Source organism: Tannerella sp. (assembly GCF_052170195.1).
In the GTDB taxonomy this organism is placed as follows: domain Bacteria; phylum Bacteroidota; class Bacteroidia; order Bacteroidales; family Tannerellaceae; genus Tannerella.
The window spans coordinates 1-15378 of sequence record NZ_JBQNAZ010000053.1; the positions used below are offsets into that span (position 1 = coordinate 1).

Below are 15378 nucleotides of genomic sequence, written 5' to 3' on the forward strand. Positions count from 1 at the left end.
GCCTTGTGTTTTTATCTGCCCGGTGTAAAATCTCGAGGATTTTATCTAAATTTGAGGCATTATTAATTTTAAATCAATAAAAAATGGAAACGAACGTTGGAATGAGAATGAGCGTGGCAACAGCCGTCGCAGTAATGTTTTTTATGGTAGCAGGTGTTTTCTCTGCCAAGGCGCAATTGTTATTCAGAGACAATCATCTTTTTGTAGGGCCACGGCCTGCAAACTACACTTCGGTGGCTTCGGCCGCTTCTCCGGGCCTCTTTCTCGGCCCCAATCATAGTATTGAGTATTGGGACGGAGGCTTGAACTTCTGGACACCTAATCAGGCTTCTCCGAACTTCAAGCTCTTCGTTGGAGACAACGGCAATGTCGGGGTCGGCAGAAAGCCGTCTACTTACAAATTGGAAGTAAACGGTCAGGTATGGACGTCAGCCGGGTTATTGATAACATCGGACGAGACAAAAAAGAGAAACATTAAGAATATGAGAGAACAGCGCTCTGTTTACGTGAATAACATGAAGCGACTGAATGGAAAGATGTACGATAAACTGGTCGAATCGGAAAAAGACAATGCGGCAGAAATAGCAAGAATGGTTGAGACCGGGAAAATAAGAGCCCAGGATGCACCGTCTGCATTGAGTGAACTGAATAAAGTGAAAAAAGACAAGTATATACGGGAATATGGGTTTATTGCTCAGGAGGTAAAAGAATTATTTCCCGAACTTGTCGATGAGAATGCGGAAGGAACACTTTCGATTAACTATACGGGACTAATCCCCGTATTGGTAGAAGCTATCAAAGATCTGCAAGAAAGGGTGGAGAAGTTGGAACAAAACAACAATCAGGGTATATCGTTGAAAAAAGGCGTATCATCTTATTCCGATAATACGGCAGGAAAAATTTTCGAGGACGGTGAATATCTGTCTCAGAATGTTCCCAATCCTATAGACGGGAGCACCGTAATCAGTTATCAATTACCCGAAGGTACAACACAAGCTTCTATTGCAGTTTATTCGACCGGTGGGGCGGTTGTTAAAACGATTCCTCTCGATACATCCGGGAAGAATGGATATATTACCTTGTATACAGCTGATCTTGCCAAGGGGATAAATATCTATCGATTGATGGTAAATGGCGCTGTTTTAAGTTCAAAAAAACTGATGAATCCATAGGGAAAACATTATGAAATCTACTATATTTATCAGATACATCTGTATCTTGTTGCTGTTTACGGCATGGCAGTCTTGCAGGAAAGAAGACGGTCCGGGCAAACAAGAAGGTGGTATCCAGATTGAAAATCTGCAAACGAGGCTGCGGATCGTGGTGTCACCCTCGGTAGGCAGCGCTGTCGAGCACGTATGGCGTGCCAATCCTGAAAATATGCTGATACATTACCCTCCGTACGGTTCGTATAAAGGAAATACATACTTCGGCTATACGGATGAAAAGGGAGAAACTGTTCTGTGTAAGGTGAAAAATCTTCCGGCATCCATAAAAGAGTGGAAAGGAGAATTTGTATATAATAACACATTAAGTACGATCACGGAGATCAATGTGCGGCTGAGCGGTATTGTACGGACCGAAACAGACAGTTTAGGTAAGAAGCAGGGAACGATGGATCTGACTTCGATTGTGCCAACCGGGCCTAAGCCGAAACCGGTGTTGCAATTGGGAATGTATGCACATACTTATCCAACACTTGGTGGTAAATCGGTGAAAATCGAATTTATCGATCGGAAAATACTCAAACTGATGGAACCCGGGCTTCCGGTAAAAACATATCATTATGAGATATTCGATACCGAACATGCAATTATGCTGAAAGATGTTACCGGAGTAGTACCGGAGCAAAAAATGTTTTTTCATGTGATAAGCAATTCCGAATTTGAAACGGATTGTTTCTGTGGTTATACGGCTGAATATCCGGGCCAGGTATTAATGACGTTTAAAAAAGAAGAACAATTAAAAAAAGTAAAGCTATGAAACGATTATATTTAAACGCCCCGACTATAAGCTCCTTGTTGCTTAAAAGCATTTGTATACCGCTGCTTTTGGCCACGGGAATATCCTGCAATAAAAACAACGAGCTGCCTACACCAGACGACGGTATCAAGATCGAAAACTTAGAAACCAGACTGCGGATTGTGGAATCGTATGAATCGTATTCAGATTTATGGGATGCCAATGTTGAAAACATACTTATATACGCTCCACCTTATTATTCAGCGTATAGAGGCGATACATGCTTTGGCTATACGGACGAAAAGGGAGAAGTGACATTGTGTAAAGTAAAAAACCTTTCGGCTTCCGTAAAAGATTGGAAAGCAGAATTGGTACATGATACCGGATTCGGTATTATTCGAGAAATCAACGTGCGGTTGAGCGGTATCGTACAAACCCAAACGGATAGTTCAGGATATAAACATAGGACATTGGTATTGAACTCAATTGTACCGACAAGGCCGAAGCCAAAGCCGACATTGCGACCGGGCATATATTGGGCGATCTATCCTCCGGGTTATAAAAAAGACGTAAAAATCGAATTTATCGATAAAAAAGAAGTTGTGATTTCAACGATAAAGTCTAATTTCAAATTTTCAGATCGTTATAATTATGAGATATTGGAAGATGAGCATGTGATGATATTGAAAGAACTTGCCGGAAAATCGGAGCTAAAACCGGAATATAAGCTGTTTTTTCGCATGATAAATGATTCCGAATTCGATCTGGATTTATTCTATGATAATGTATTAGAATACCCAAGATACCGTATCTCGACTTTCAAGAAAGAAGAATAATCAAAAAAGTAAAGCTATGAAACGATTATATTTATTTTTGATACTTGTACAAATCACAGCAACACTTTTTTCTCAATCGGATTTTTTCTATTCGAAAGATGGGAAAAAAGAGGTATTTAAGATTCGAAAAGACCTCGTTGTCTTTAAGACAAAATCACCCAATATGCAAGGATTGAATATCCGGACAGTCCAATTTAAATCATTGGATAAACTACCTGACGGTTTGATAAAAGCAACGGTTGATCCAAATCAATTCCGGCAAGAGGATTTTATACGTTCCGATAGGGTAGAAGATGCTTATTATATGTTGGAGTATAACAATGCTGCACAGCTTGCTTTATCCAACAGTATTTTCGTCAAACCCCGCGAAGGAGAAACGATAGAAAACGTGATCCGAAAAAGCGGACTCTCCGGTAAAATCAGAGAGAACGAACTGATTCTGCCGGCATCGGGAATATCTCTACTGACGTTAGACTGCAAGATGAAAGATATTCTATCCGTATGCCGTAAGGTATATGAAACGGGAACGGTCGATTTTGTCGAACCCAATTTTTATATGGAAGCGATGTTGGGCAATACGTACTGGCCGAAACAGTGGACATTGAAAAATACCGGACAAGAAGGCGGAATACCGGGCATTGATATCAATATCGAGCCTGCATGGAGAATCACCAAGGGTAACGGTAATATCAAGATTGCCATTGTCGATCAAGGTGTTGATTTAACGCATCCCGATCTGGAGGCCAATCTGCTGAAAAGTCTCGGATATGATGCTACGGCTCCGGCAGGACAAAGTGGTACCAAAGGAGGTTATGCCGGCAACGATGGGCATGGTACATGGTGCGCAGGTGTCGTAGGAGCTGTTGATAATTCCATCGGAGTTGTCGGTGTTGCACCGAAATGCAAGATGATACCGATAAGAGTATTTGGTGTTTATTCCTCAGAGGCAAGTATTATAAAAGGACTTCGGCATGCATATACCTCAGGTGCCGATGTGATCAATAACTCATGGGGTTCATTCTATAATTCAAATGTTTATGATGCCGTTATTAGCGAATGTGTTCTTCGGGGAAGAAGCGGAAAAGGGTGCGTAGTTGTTTTTTGTTCTCATAATGATGGAAAACCTCGGGTGCGCTACCCAGCCAATCTTCCGAATGTAATGGCTGTAGGTTCCATTACTAATATTGGGCAACGTGTTTCAGACTCTAACTTTGGAGATGCGCTGGATGTCGTAGCACCAGTTGGTGGAGGAGAGAATGATACTCATACTTCCATAAGAGTATACACAACCGATTTGCAGGGTGCGAAAGGGAAAAACACAGCCCCCAGTCCGGCCGGCGATTATCGTCATGATTTTAACGGGACGTCTGCGGCTTGTCCGCAGGTAGTGGGTATTGCAGCATTGATCTTATCCGTTAATCCGCATCTGTACGCGCATGAAGTTCGGAGTATTATCGAAATGACATGCCGTAAACTGGACCGTTATGAGTTTAAAGAGACGCCGAACCATCCCAACGGGACTTGGAACAGGGAGGTAGGCTATGGATTAGTAGATGCCGAAGCGGCCGTTCAGGCAGCAAATTGCGTAAACAGTTTGGCGAATAACATATCGTCCAACCGATTTGCCCGAAGTTGCCGTTCCAGTTTTACGTTACGGAATGTAACGGTGTCTAATCGTGCAAAATTGACCGTCAAATCACCTGAAACATCTGTTAACGGAACATTTGAGGTGAATTCAGGTTGTTGCTTTGAGATAAGATAATAAAGGAGATAACAGGAACTCGTGTCCGGAGAATTTTGAGGGTGTGTTTAAACGCAATGTTTGGGCACACCCTCTTTTAGATGTGTAAATTCCTCCGGACTTGATTTCGTTTGCTTGGTGCTGTTCGAACAGACTGTTGTGACCGGATTTAATACGGTTGCTCTGAAGATTATTTGCAGAGCAGGCTTCTTTTAAGATTTATTTTTTACCTTTGCCCCTGAAAAAGTCAGTAGCATGAGGCGCATTTTCCTGATTGGCTACATGGGAGCCGGTAAGACGACGATGGGCAAAGAGCTTTCGAAACAAAGCGGATTGTCATTTATTGATCTCGATTACTTTATGGAGGGGCGATATCATAAAACGGTTCGGCAGCTTTTTGAAGAAAAGGGAGAAGAGGCGTTTCGGCAAATCGAAAAAAAGGCCTTGCATGAAGTGGCTGATTTTGAAAACGTGGTTATATCTACCGGAGGGGGGACTCCGTGTTTTTTTGACAATATGGCATACATGAACTCGATCGGGACTACAGTCTATTTAAAGGCTTCTCCTCAAGGGCTGTCCGAGCGCCTCGAACATTGCAGGCCGAATCGCCCTTTGCTAAAGGGTCTTTCGGGAGGAAGCCTAATGAATTTCGTCGCAGAATCATTGGCTCGGCGTGCTCCTTTTTATGAGCAGGCACACATTACGTTTAATGTAGAGGTGCTTGTTACCGAGTATCACGTCACAACACAGGTATCGAAACTTCAAAAAATGATTGACACACGCTATTCGTAAAATATATCTATTCATTATACTTTTGCCGAAAATTATCGAACAATATTAAAAATTGTCATGACAGAACCAACCAAAGTAACAACACTGGATCATGTGGTGATCCGTTTTTCGGGAGATAGCGGTGACGGTATGCAACTTACCGGTACGATCTTCTCCAATCTGTCGGCCATCTTCGGGAACGATATTTCCACGTTCCCCGACTATCCGGCCGAAGTGCGTGCGCCGCAAGGCTCGCTGAGCGGCATTTCCGGTTTTCAGGTACATCTGGGAACGAAGAAAGTGTACACCCCCGGCGATAAGGCTGATGTACTGGTGGCCATGAATCCGGCGGCGCTTAAGGTTAACGTGAAGAATCTCCGACCGGGTTCGATCGTAATCATCGACTCCGACTCATTCACGACGAGAGACCTTGAGAAAGCTGAGTTTAAGACCGAAGACCCCATTGAAGAGCTTGGTCTGACGAATGTGCAGGTCGTCTCCGCACCGATCTCGACCATGGTACGCGACGGACTGGCCGAATTCGGGCTGGATAACAAATCGGCCTTGCGCTGCAAGAACATGTTTACGCTCGGACTCGTTTGCTGGCTGTTCGATCGTCCGTTAGATCATGCGATGACCATGCTTCAAACCAAGTTCGCTAAAAAACCGGATATCGCCAAAGCCAATATCAAGGCTCTGACCGATGGATACAACTACGGGAACAACATTCATGCTTCCGTTTCGACTTACCGTATCGAAGGATCGAAGCAGAAGCCCGGCATTTATATGGATGTGAACGGAAATAATGCTACTTCGTACGGACTGATCGCTGCTGCCGAAAAAGCGAATTTACGGCTGTTTCTCGGAAGTTATCCGATTACTCCCGCGACCGATATTTTGCACGAACTGTCTAAACACAAAAACCTTGGAGTCATTACGGTACAGGCCGAAGACGAGATTGCCGGAATTTGTACGGCGATCGGCGCCAGCTTTGCCGGTTGCTTGGGGGTGACATCTACTTCCGGTCCCGGACTGGCGCTCAAGAGCGAAGCCATCGGATTGGCCATGATTGCCGAGTTGCCGTTAGTGATCATCGACGTGCAGCGCGGAGGCCCGTCGACCGGTATGCCTACCAAGAGCGAGCAGGCCGACTTGATGCAGGCGCTTTACGGACGAAACGGAGAGAGCCCTGTCGTTGTACTGGCTGCCTCGACTCCTACCGACTGTTTCGATATGGCCTATTGGGCCGGTAAATTGGCTGTGGAGCATATGACTCCGGTTATTCTGCTGACGGATGCGTTTATCGCTAACGGTTCTTCTGCTTGGCGTATTCCGGATTATCTGAACGATTATCCGGCGATCAAGCCGAATTACGTGGAGAATTACAGGAATCCCGAGCCGTGGAAAGCCTACCGGCGCGATAAAGAAAGCCTTGTTCGTTATTGGGCGGTACCCGGAACCGAGGGCTTTACCCATCGTATCGGCGGGTTGGAGAAAGATTACGATACCAGTTCGATCTCGACCGATCCGAAGAACCACCAAAAGATGGTGCAGACACGTCAGGGGAAAATCGATAAAATTGCAGATTATATTCCCGAGGTCGAAGTGTTAGGCGATCAGGACGCCGATCTGCTGATTGTAGGCTGGGGAGGAACGTTCGGTCATCTGCATGAGGCGATGGACATTCTGCGTCAGAACGGTCATAAGATCGGATTGGCTCATTTCCGTTTCATCAGCCCGTTGCCTAAAAATACGGAGCAGATCCTGAAACATTATCCTAACGTTGTGGTAGCCGAGCAGAATAACGGACAGTTTGCCAGCTATCTGCGGAGCAAGATCAAAGACTTCAATCCACACAAGTTTAATCGTATCAAAGGACAACCCTTTGTCGTATCCCGTTTAGTTGAAGAATTTACGAAAATTATGGAGGGCAAATAATTATGAATACAGATTTGAAATATACTCCCAAAGACTATAAAAGCGACCAGTATGTACGCTGGTGTCCCGGATGCGGTGACCATGCCACGTTGAACTGTCTGCATAAGGCCATGGCCGAAGTGGGGATACCACCTCATCAGACGGCCGTGATCTCCGGTATCGGCTGCTCGTCGCGATTGCCGTATTATATGAATTCGTATGGCTTTCATACCATTCACGGACGTGGTGCCGCCATTGCGACGGGTGTGAAAACCGCGCGTCCTGATCTTAGCGTATGGCTCGTCACCGGCGATGGCGACTGCCTGGCCATCGGAGGAAATCACTTCATTCATGCCATACGACGTAATGTCGATCTGAACATTGTGTTGATGAACAATAAGATCTACGGATTGACGAAGGGACAGTATTCTCCGACTTCCGACCGTGGATTCGTATCGAAAAGTTCGCCATACGGAACAGTGGAAGATCCGTTTATTCCCGCCGAGCTGACATTGGGTGCCCGCGGCCATTTCTTCGCCCGTGCGCTTGATGTGGACCTGTCGAACCTGACGGATACTCTTGCAGCATCCGCCCGCCATAAAGGAGCATCCGTTACGGAGGTGCTTGTCAATTGCGTCATCTTTAATCATGGGATCCATCGGCAGGTTTCGGACCGCGAAGTACGTGCCGAGAAGACGATTTTCCTGCGCCACGGTGAAAAGATGCTCTTCGGCAAAGACAATCAGAAGGGACTTGTGCTTGACGGCTTGAAGTTGAAGGCGGTGACACTTGGAGAAGACGGTTATACGATCGACGATATCCTTGTTCACGATGCGCACGAAAGAGATAATACGTTGCACATGATGCTTGCTATGATGGGAGACGAGATGCCTTTAGCGCTCGGTATTATCCGCGATGTAGAAGCACCGGTGTACGATGAGTCCGTACATCGGCAGCTTGCTGATGTACAGGCTAAGAAATCGACTCGAACACTGCATGAGATGTTGATGACCGGCGAGACGTGGGAAGTCAAGTAAGTCGTTGTACTTAGATCATACAGGAAAAAGTCGCCCCTTAAGACGAGGAGGCGACTTTTTTAATGCCGTACAGAGAGTCGGTAGGGAAGAGTAGGCGGAAGCATCAGGAGTTCTTCGGCCAATCGCCCACGATAAAGATGGGGCAGGCCATTATGTATGAAATGTCGAAAACTGCGAAAAGTTTAGGATGTTCGCGTTAAATAATACTAACATATTGTGTTGTTCCGCAAATAAATCGTTCTTTTGCACTAAAATTGGGTAGGTCATATCCTGATTACCTCCCAATGGTTGCAGAAATAACGTACAGGAGCATGACAGCAAGCAAGAAGAAAGCGCCGATTTCGTTTTTCAACTCCCGCCTGATTTCCGTCATAAGCATTGCACTCGCATTGTATATGATGGGTCTTTTCTTTATATTCGGGCTGATAAGTAAAGAATTGTCGGTTTATATGAAGGAGAACATTGCGTTTTCCATCCTCCTCAAAGAAGACATCAAAGAGGCTGATATCCGGCAAATGGAGAGACAGCTGAATGCACAACCGTTCATCAAGAGCGCGAAATACATCTCGAAGGAGGAGGCGGCCCGGGAGATGGTCGCCGAATTGGGAGAAGACCCGCAGATGTTTCTCGGATTTAATCCCTTTCAGGCGTCGATTGAGGTAAAGTTAAAATCCGCCTATGCCAATCCGGACAGTTTGCTACAGATTGAAAAGAAGCTCACTTCATATACGAATGTGTCGGAATTGCTGTACCAGAAAGACATTATGCAGGTGGTGAACAATAACATCCGGCGCATCGGTCTGGTATTGTTTATGCTGATAACGATTCTGGTGCTGATTTCGTTTGTATTGATTAGCAATACCATCCGGCTGTTGATTTATTCGAAGCGTTTCTTAGTGTACACCATGCGGCTCGTTGGAGCCACCCCGGCGTTTATCCGCCGGCCGTTTATCCGCTATAACATTGTCAGCGGACTGATTGCCGGCGTACTGGCAATAATGATGCTGATGGGTACGTTGTATTATCTGGAAGGTGAACTTGCCGGATTAGAGCAAATACTGCGCGGTGAAGGGTTACTTATTGTTTATGGTGCGGTGCTTGTGTTGGGGATCGTGCTGGCGGTATTGGCAGCCTGGTTTGCCGTAAACCGCTATATGTATATGGCTGTAGGAAAAATGTATTATATTTAAACAGAAGGATATATTAGAACAAACATGAAAGATTTTGCATTTGGGAAGAGCAATTTTATCTGGGTCGGAGTTTCCGTCTTCTTGATTATTGTTGGTTTCGCTCTGATGAGTGGCGGCGGGTCGAAAGACGGCATCTCTTTCAATCCTGAGATTTTCAGTACACAACGCATTGTCATTGCCCCGATCGTGACGATGGTCGGATTTATACTTATGGTTTTCGCTATTTTGAAAGGGGATAAGAAAACCGCGGAACATAAGGACGAAACCCTCGGCGAATGAGCTGGATCGAAGCGGTTATTCTCGGAATCATTCAGGGGCTGACGGAGTTTTTGCCGGTCAGCAGCAGTGGGCATCTGACCATTGCCGGCACACTGTTCGGGATGAAGAGCGGTGAAGAGATTCTCGCTTTCACCACGTTGCTTCATGTGGCTACGGTATGCAGCACCATCGTTGTGCTGTGGGGAGAGATCACAGACCTGTTCAAAGGTTTTTTTGCGTTTCGGCGCAACGAAGAGACGTTAACCGTTGCGAAGCTTTTACTCTCTGCCGTACCGGTCGGCATTATCGGACTGTTTTTTAAGGATCAGGTCGAGGCCGTATTCGGGCAGGGGCTGTTTATTGTAGGGTGTATGTTGCTACTTACCGCTGCCTTGCTGCTGGTATCGTATTTGACCAAGCCTGACGTGCGGAAAGATCGAATCTCGTTTCGCGATGCTCTGATCATCGGAGTGGCGCAGGCTTGCGCCGTTATGCCGGGCCTCTCGCGATCGGGTACGACTATTGCAACGGGCATTATGTTGGGGAACAAGAAAGAGCGGGTAGCGAAGTTTTCGTTTTTGATGGTACTCATCCCGGTCTTGGGCGAAGCCCTGCTCGATGTGTTGAAGATGCTTAAGGGCGATGAGGTCTCGGCTTATGCAACCATGTCGCCGGTAGCGATGTTATATGGTTTCGCGGCGGCTTTCGTTTCGGGGGCTGTTGCCTGCAAATGGATGATCGGCATCGTCAAGCGGGGCAAGCTGATCTATTTCGCTTATTATTGTATGGCTATCGGAACGCTGGCCATCATCTATTCATTCTTTAAATAAACGAGGCTGCGATGGATTTTCTTGCGGGTGAAATCGTATATTTTGACAAGCCGTTGGACTGGACATCGTTCGATTTGGTGAACAAGTTCCGCTATCTGCTATCCCGCAGGCTGAAGGTTAAAAAGATCAAAGTAGGACATGCCGGGACGTTGGATCCCAAGGCGACGGGGGTTCTGATTGTCTGCACGGGGAAGGCGACGAAGCGTATCGACGAGTTCCAGTATCAGACGAAGGAATATGTGGCGACCTTACAACTGGGGGCGACTACTCCGTCTTTCGATCTGGAGAAGGAAATCGATTGTACTTATCCGACCGGGCATATCACGCGCGAGCTGGTCGAGCAAACGTTGACTGCATTCGTGGGCACGATCCGGCAGGTACCGCCTGTTTTTTCGGCCTGCAAGGTGGGAGGGAAGCGCGCTTACGAGCTGGCACGCAGAGGCGAAGAAGTCGCCTTAAAAGCAAAGACGCTTGTTATCGACGAGTTGGAATTGCTGGAATATGCGCTTCCGGTCATCAAGATACGGGTAGTTTGCAGCAAAGGAACGTATATCCGTGCGTTGGCACGCGACATCGGGATAGCTCTCCGTTCCGGAGCGCATCTGATCGCCTTGCAACGTACGCGTATCGGTGAGGTGACCCTCGACTGCTGCATTCGTCCCGAAGAGATGGAGACTTTTCTGGATCGTACGCTGGCAGAGTCGTCTCATCCGGTTGAATCATCGAATAAAAAAACTAAAGTAATCATATGAAACTCTCAAACTTCAAATTCAATTTGCCGGCGGAATTGATTGCGGCGTATCCGGCACCGCACCGCGACGAGTCTCGCCTGATGGTCTTGCATCGAGATACCGGAAAAATCGAGCATAAAGTCTTCAAAGACCTTCTCAAATATTTCGGCGCCGGCGATGTCTTCGTGATGAACAATACACGGGTGTTCCCGGCTCGTTTGTACGGCAATAAGGAAAAGACCGGGGCTAAAATCGAGGTCTTCCTGCTTCGGGAGCTGAATGAGAGCATGCGTTTGTGGGATGTGCTGGTCGATCCGGCGCGTAAAATCCGTATCGGCAACAAGCTCTACTTCGGGAAGAACGACTCAATGGTTGCGGAAGTGATTGACAATACCACTTCGCGCGGACGGACGTTGCGTTTCCTCTACGACGGCACGCACGAAGAGTTTGTCAAAGCACTGTATGCCCTGGGTGAAACGCCGCTGCCCAAATATATGAATCGACCGGCCGAGCCAGACGATGTAGAGCGTTATCAGACCATTTTCGCTACGGAAGAGGGCGCTGTTGTCGCTCCGGCTGCAGGGCTGCATTTCAGTCGTGAGCTGATGAAGCGGCTTGAGATCAAAGATTGCAACTTCGTTTATCTGACCGTACATTCCGGCTTGGGCATCTATCGAGATATTGACGTCGAAGATTTGTCGAAACATAAGGTCGATTCCGAACAGATGATTATTAACAGCGAAGTGGTGGAGGCCGTCAATAAGGCCAAAGGCAACGGCCGCAAGGTATGTGCCGTGGGTACCTCGGTGATGCGTGCCATTGAGACGGCGGTCGGGACAGACCGTAACCTGAAAGAGTATGACGGATGGACGAATAAGTTTATCTTCCTGCCTTACGAGTTCAGTATTGCTAACGCGATGATTACGAACTTTCACATGCCGCTCTCCACGTTGCTGATGATGACGGCCTCGTTCGGTGGGTATGACCTGACGATGGAAGCCTATCAGACGGCCATCAAGGAAAAATACCGTTTTTGCGCTTACGGCGATGCCATGTTGATTTTATGACGATGGGCGACGCGCAGATAAGCCATGTTTACCTGAGTTTAGGCTCCAATCAGGGGAATAAGCGAAAAAATATGATTACAGCCTTGGCGCTGTTGGCCGAAAGGGCGGGAGATATTCCTTCCCTTTCTGCTTTTTACGAGACCGAGCCGTGGGGGTTCGAGTCGGAGAATACGTTTCTCAACGCCGTGGCATACCTGCAAACTACGCTTTCGCCTACAGACCTGCTGGCGCTCACGCAGCAGATCGAACGCGAGCTGGGACGCACGGTCAAAAGCGAGAACTACGCTTACCATGACCGTCCGATCGATATCGATATCTTGCTGTACGACGATTGGGTGTATAAGACGCCTGAGCTCACCGTTCCTCATCCACTGATGCACCGTCGGCGGTTTGTGCTCGAGCCGCTGGCCGAGGTAGCGCCGGCACTCCGCCATCCGGTATTGCATCGCACGGTCGACGAGCTGCTTCACGCCCTGTGACCTCGTCGCGACATGACCTTCGTTACAGATTCAGCTGCATCCCTTTCGGGTACTTCACGCTGTAACTGATCTGATAGCTTTTCGTCTCGCCCGGTTGAAACGTATCTTCCCACGTGATCACACCTGTATCCGCCTTGTTCGTTGTCGGCGGGGTTGTTTCTTTCAACAGTTCTACTTCGATGTTTTTCTGTGTCGAGATCGGATACTGATCTTTGAGCGTCAGTTTGATTTCTTTCTTCTGGTTGTTTTTAACGGTGATTTTGTAGGTAAACACTTGCTTCACATCCGATCCGAACAGGCGCGTACTGCTGAAATCCTGCATCTTTTCCCGTTTCACGGAGATGCGCTGATCCGTGCCGAGCGTCAGTGTCATGTTCTGCAGCGTACCGGAGCCATCGATATACGTTTCGCCCAGATACATATCGTCGTACGAGATCATCGCCTTGCCGCTCGGCAGATCCAGCTTCTCGCTCTCCGTCAGTTCGGCGGTGAGGTACGTGCGGGTATCTAATTTCGGCGCCGCATAGAAGCGGTAAGTAGCGTTGGCCTGCTGCACCCGCAGGTCGATATTCTGTTCTTTGCCGTTACCGGGGATGGTGTAGGGCAGGTCGATGGCATACGTCGTGACCAGCGCATTCTCATCTACCGTCAGATAGTCGTCTACCGTTGCTTCGGCTTTGGCTGCCGAGGGCTCTTCTGCTGCCATCTCCATGTTTGCTTTCTCGGCGTAGGTGTTTCGTGCGGACGGCTGGCTACGTAGCATCGGCATGGGAGACCATTCGCGCAGAAACCATGTGTTGAATAGTGGAGCGACTTGCTCCTTGCCGGGTGCTCCTGTCGAGAGGGTCAGCTTCACACGTTTCCAGTCGACGCCCGTCGTCTGGCGTACCCGTGCTTTCGAGACGATCTGCACCGGGTGTTCGATCGATTCCACATGCAGATGGTAATAAGGTGACCAGCCGGCCGCGAACGTGCAATAACTCACTGCCAGCCGGCTCTTCATGGCCGATGGCGCGGTGAGGCTCAGCTTCAGCGCGCCCGTCTCATGTCCGCTACCTTTCAGCTCGACTGTGATACGCGCGATGTCTGTTTCGAGACGTTTCTTTTCTTCTTCGCGCTTGATCAGCAGGGTCTCGATTTCGATGTGTTTATTTTTGAAGTACTCCATGCTTTTGGCCAGCTCATCGAGCGTCATGCCTTTCTCCTGCGAAGCCATCTTCTGGCTCATTCCTTTCTCCAGCATCTCGAGCATCTGCCGGTGTACGTTCATCTCGATGTCGATCTGCTGTACGTTCTTTTGATACATCACCAGCGAGTCTCGGAGCTTCCGGAGCGCCGGATCGGTGATCTGCTCCGATACGTGTTTCGGTACGAACTCATACGCGGAGATAACAATTCCCTCGCCGGCACGTATATTCAGACTGCCTGCATCGATCTGGGTACTCAGTCCTTCGATCCATACTTCGTTTTCACCTTGGGTTAAGGCTATTTCGGCCGAATGTTTCAACTCGGCCCCACGGAGAAAGACCGTCACTTCGTCCAGTTTCGAGTGGAGGACTGTCTTTCGTTCATTCGCTTGTGTTTCCGTCATCATACTCATCATAAAAATTCCGGTTAAAATAATTCCTGCTGTTCTCATTTCTACTTGCTTTTAAGGTATTCTTAGCACTATGCAAAGTTACATGATAATTTTGAATTTCATTGGATTATTGAAAGAATTCTTGTTCCGTTGGATGGTTGGTCTGTTTTTGAAGAACGAAAAGGCCTTCGGGTGTTTTATTTGTTGTTGAAATGTTAGGTGTTTAGATGTTGAGGTGTTGAGTTGTTTAGTTATTGAATTGTTGAGATGTTTACTGACGGCTGTAACAGCCCTGAAAGGGCGTAATAATTCAGCCCAATGCGGAGCGTTGGGGAAAAAGGCCACACCCTGATAAGAGGGCTGAAAGCCTGACGTAATTCAATTGTTAATTGTCAATTGTTATGCGTGGTGCACGCTGAATCATGTACCTGAAAAATATCCATTGACAATTGACAATGACTTTGTTGCAACGGTTGACGTCTGATTATCAAAAGATATGGGTGTATATAAAAAACAACCTAAAAAAATCAGCCATTTAATAATCAGCAATATAGAAAAATTGATGTTTTATTACAGGTAAAAATATATCACTGTTTTCTATGAATTTATCCGTTGCAACAAAGTCATTGACAATTAACAATTACTTTGTCATTCAGAGCGTGAGCGATGAATCTCTTCCCTCTTACTCGCGGGATTCCTCACTGCGTTCGGAATGACAAAGGGCGGCGTTCGGAATGACAAACACAGTTATTCGCGTTAATTTGCGCCCATTTGCGAAATTTGCGTTCGGACACCACACAAAAAGAGGGCGAACACAAGGTTCACCCCTACATTGACTACCTTAACTACTGCTGACTACTTTTCACTTTTCACTTTTCACTTTTCACTCTTCGTTTTTCACTTTTCACTTTTTCGTTTTTTTCACTTTTCACTTTTCACTTTTCGTTTTTCACTTTTTATTTCTATCTTTGTGCTGTGAA

Annotated in this window: 14 protein-coding genes; 13 read left to right on the plus strand and 1 reads right to left on the minus strand. The window is 47.0% G+C overall.

Features of this window, described 5'->3' with window-relative positions:
• Window positions 1–83: 83 nt before the first annotated feature.
• From ACTTKA_RS10835 to folK, 13 genes are all read left to right on the plus strand, one after another.
• Window positions 84–1172: a tail fiber domain-containing protein gene (locus tag ACTTKA_RS10835; RefSeq protein ID WP_442725049.1), complete on the plus strand. Its 1089-nt coding sequence runs from the start codon at window positions 84–86 to the stop codon at window positions 1170–1172.
• 10 nt (window positions 1173–1182) lie between these two features.
• Complete coding sequence (locus ACTTKA_RS10840; RefSeq protein WP_442725050.1) at window positions 1183–1983, plus strand: hypothetical protein; 801 nt, start codon at window positions 1183–1185, stop codon at window positions 1981–1983.
• Complete coding sequence (locus tag ACTTKA_RS10845; RefSeq protein WP_442713687.1) at window positions 1980–2798, plus strand: hypothetical protein; 819 nt, start codon at window positions 1980–1982, stop codon at window positions 2796–2798. The genes ACTTKA_RS10840 and ACTTKA_RS10845 overlap by 4 nt, the downstream gene beginning before the upstream one ends.
• A 16-nt stretch (window positions 2799–2814) precedes the next feature.
• Complete coding sequence (locus ACTTKA_RS10850) at window positions 2815–4560, plus strand: S8 family serine peptidase (protein WP_442725051.1); 1746 nt, start codon at window positions 2815–2817, stop codon at window positions 4558–4560.
• A gap of 234 nt (window positions 4561–4794) precedes the next feature.
• Window positions 4795–5331 carry a shikimate kinase gene (locus tag ACTTKA_RS10855; protein WP_442713685.1) on the plus strand — a complete coding sequence of 179 codons (537 nt, stop codon included), beginning with the start codon at window positions 4795–4797 and terminating at the stop codon, window positions 5329–5331.
• A gap of 57 nt (window positions 5332–5388) precedes the next feature.
• The gene (locus ACTTKA_RS10860; protein ID WP_442713684.1) at window positions 5389–7248 is read left to right on the plus strand and encodes a 2-oxoacid:acceptor oxidoreductase subunit alpha; all 1860 of its coding nucleotides are present in this window, start codon (window positions 5389–5391) and stop codon (window positions 7246–7248) included.
• A gap of 2 nt (window positions 7249–7250) precedes the next feature.
• Window positions 7251–8264: a 2-oxoacid:ferredoxin oxidoreductase subunit beta gene (locus tag ACTTKA_RS10865; protein ID WP_442725052.1), complete on the plus strand. Its 1014-nt coding sequence runs from the start codon at window positions 7251–7253 to the stop codon at window positions 8262–8264.
• A 311-nt stretch (window positions 8265–8575) separates the two neighbouring features.
• The gene (locus ACTTKA_RS10870; RefSeq protein ID WP_442725053.1) at window positions 8576–9454 is read left to right on the plus strand and encodes a cell division protein FtsX; all 879 of its coding nucleotides are present in this window, start codon (window positions 8576–8578) and stop codon (window positions 9452–9454) included.
• Between the two features lie 24 nt (window positions 9455–9478).
• On the plus strand, window positions 9479–9733 hold the full coding sequence (locus ACTTKA_RS10875) for a DUF3098 domain-containing protein (protein WP_442725054.1): 255 nt from the start codon (window positions 9479–9481) through the stop codon (window positions 9731–9733).
• Window positions 9730–10542 (plus strand): undecaprenyl-diphosphate phosphatase, encoded by an 813-nt coding sequence (locus tag ACTTKA_RS10880; RefSeq protein ID WP_442725055.1) that lies wholly within the window; start codon window positions 9730–9732, stop codon window positions 10540–10542. Before ACTTKA_RS10875 ends, ACTTKA_RS10880 begins: the two co-directional genes overlap by 4 nt.
• 11 nt (window positions 10543–10553) lie before the next feature.
• The gene (gene truB / locus ACTTKA_RS10885) at window positions 10554–11294 is read left to right on the plus strand and encodes a tRNA pseudouridine(55) synthase TruB (protein ID WP_442725056.1); all 741 of its coding nucleotides are present in this window, start codon (window positions 10554–10556) and stop codon (window positions 11292–11294) included.
• Window positions 11291–12340, plus strand: a complete 1050-nt coding sequence (gene queA / locus ACTTKA_RS10890; protein WP_442713679.1) for a tRNA preQ1(34) S-adenosylmethionine ribosyltransferase-isomerase QueA — start codon at window positions 11291–11293, stop codon at window positions 12338–12340. Before truB ends, queA begins: the two co-directional genes overlap by 4 nt.
• A gap of 17 nt (window positions 12341–12357) precedes the next feature.
• Window positions 12358–12819, plus strand: coding sequence for a 2-amino-4-hydroxy-6-hydroxymethyldihydropteridine diphosphokinase (folK, locus tag ACTTKA_RS10895; RefSeq protein WP_442725058.1), 462 nt, complete (start codon window positions 12358–12360; stop codon window positions 12817–12819).
• Window positions 12820–12841: 22 nt separating this feature from the next.
• Here the strand turns inward: folK and ACTTKA_RS10900 are convergent, their stop codons facing one another.
• Window positions 12842–14458: a DUF4139 domain-containing protein gene (locus tag ACTTKA_RS10900; RefSeq protein WP_442725057.1), complete on the minus strand. Its 1617-nt coding sequence runs from the start codon at window positions 14456–14458 to the stop codon at window positions 12842–12844.
• Window positions 14459–15378: the final 920 nt, after the last annotated feature.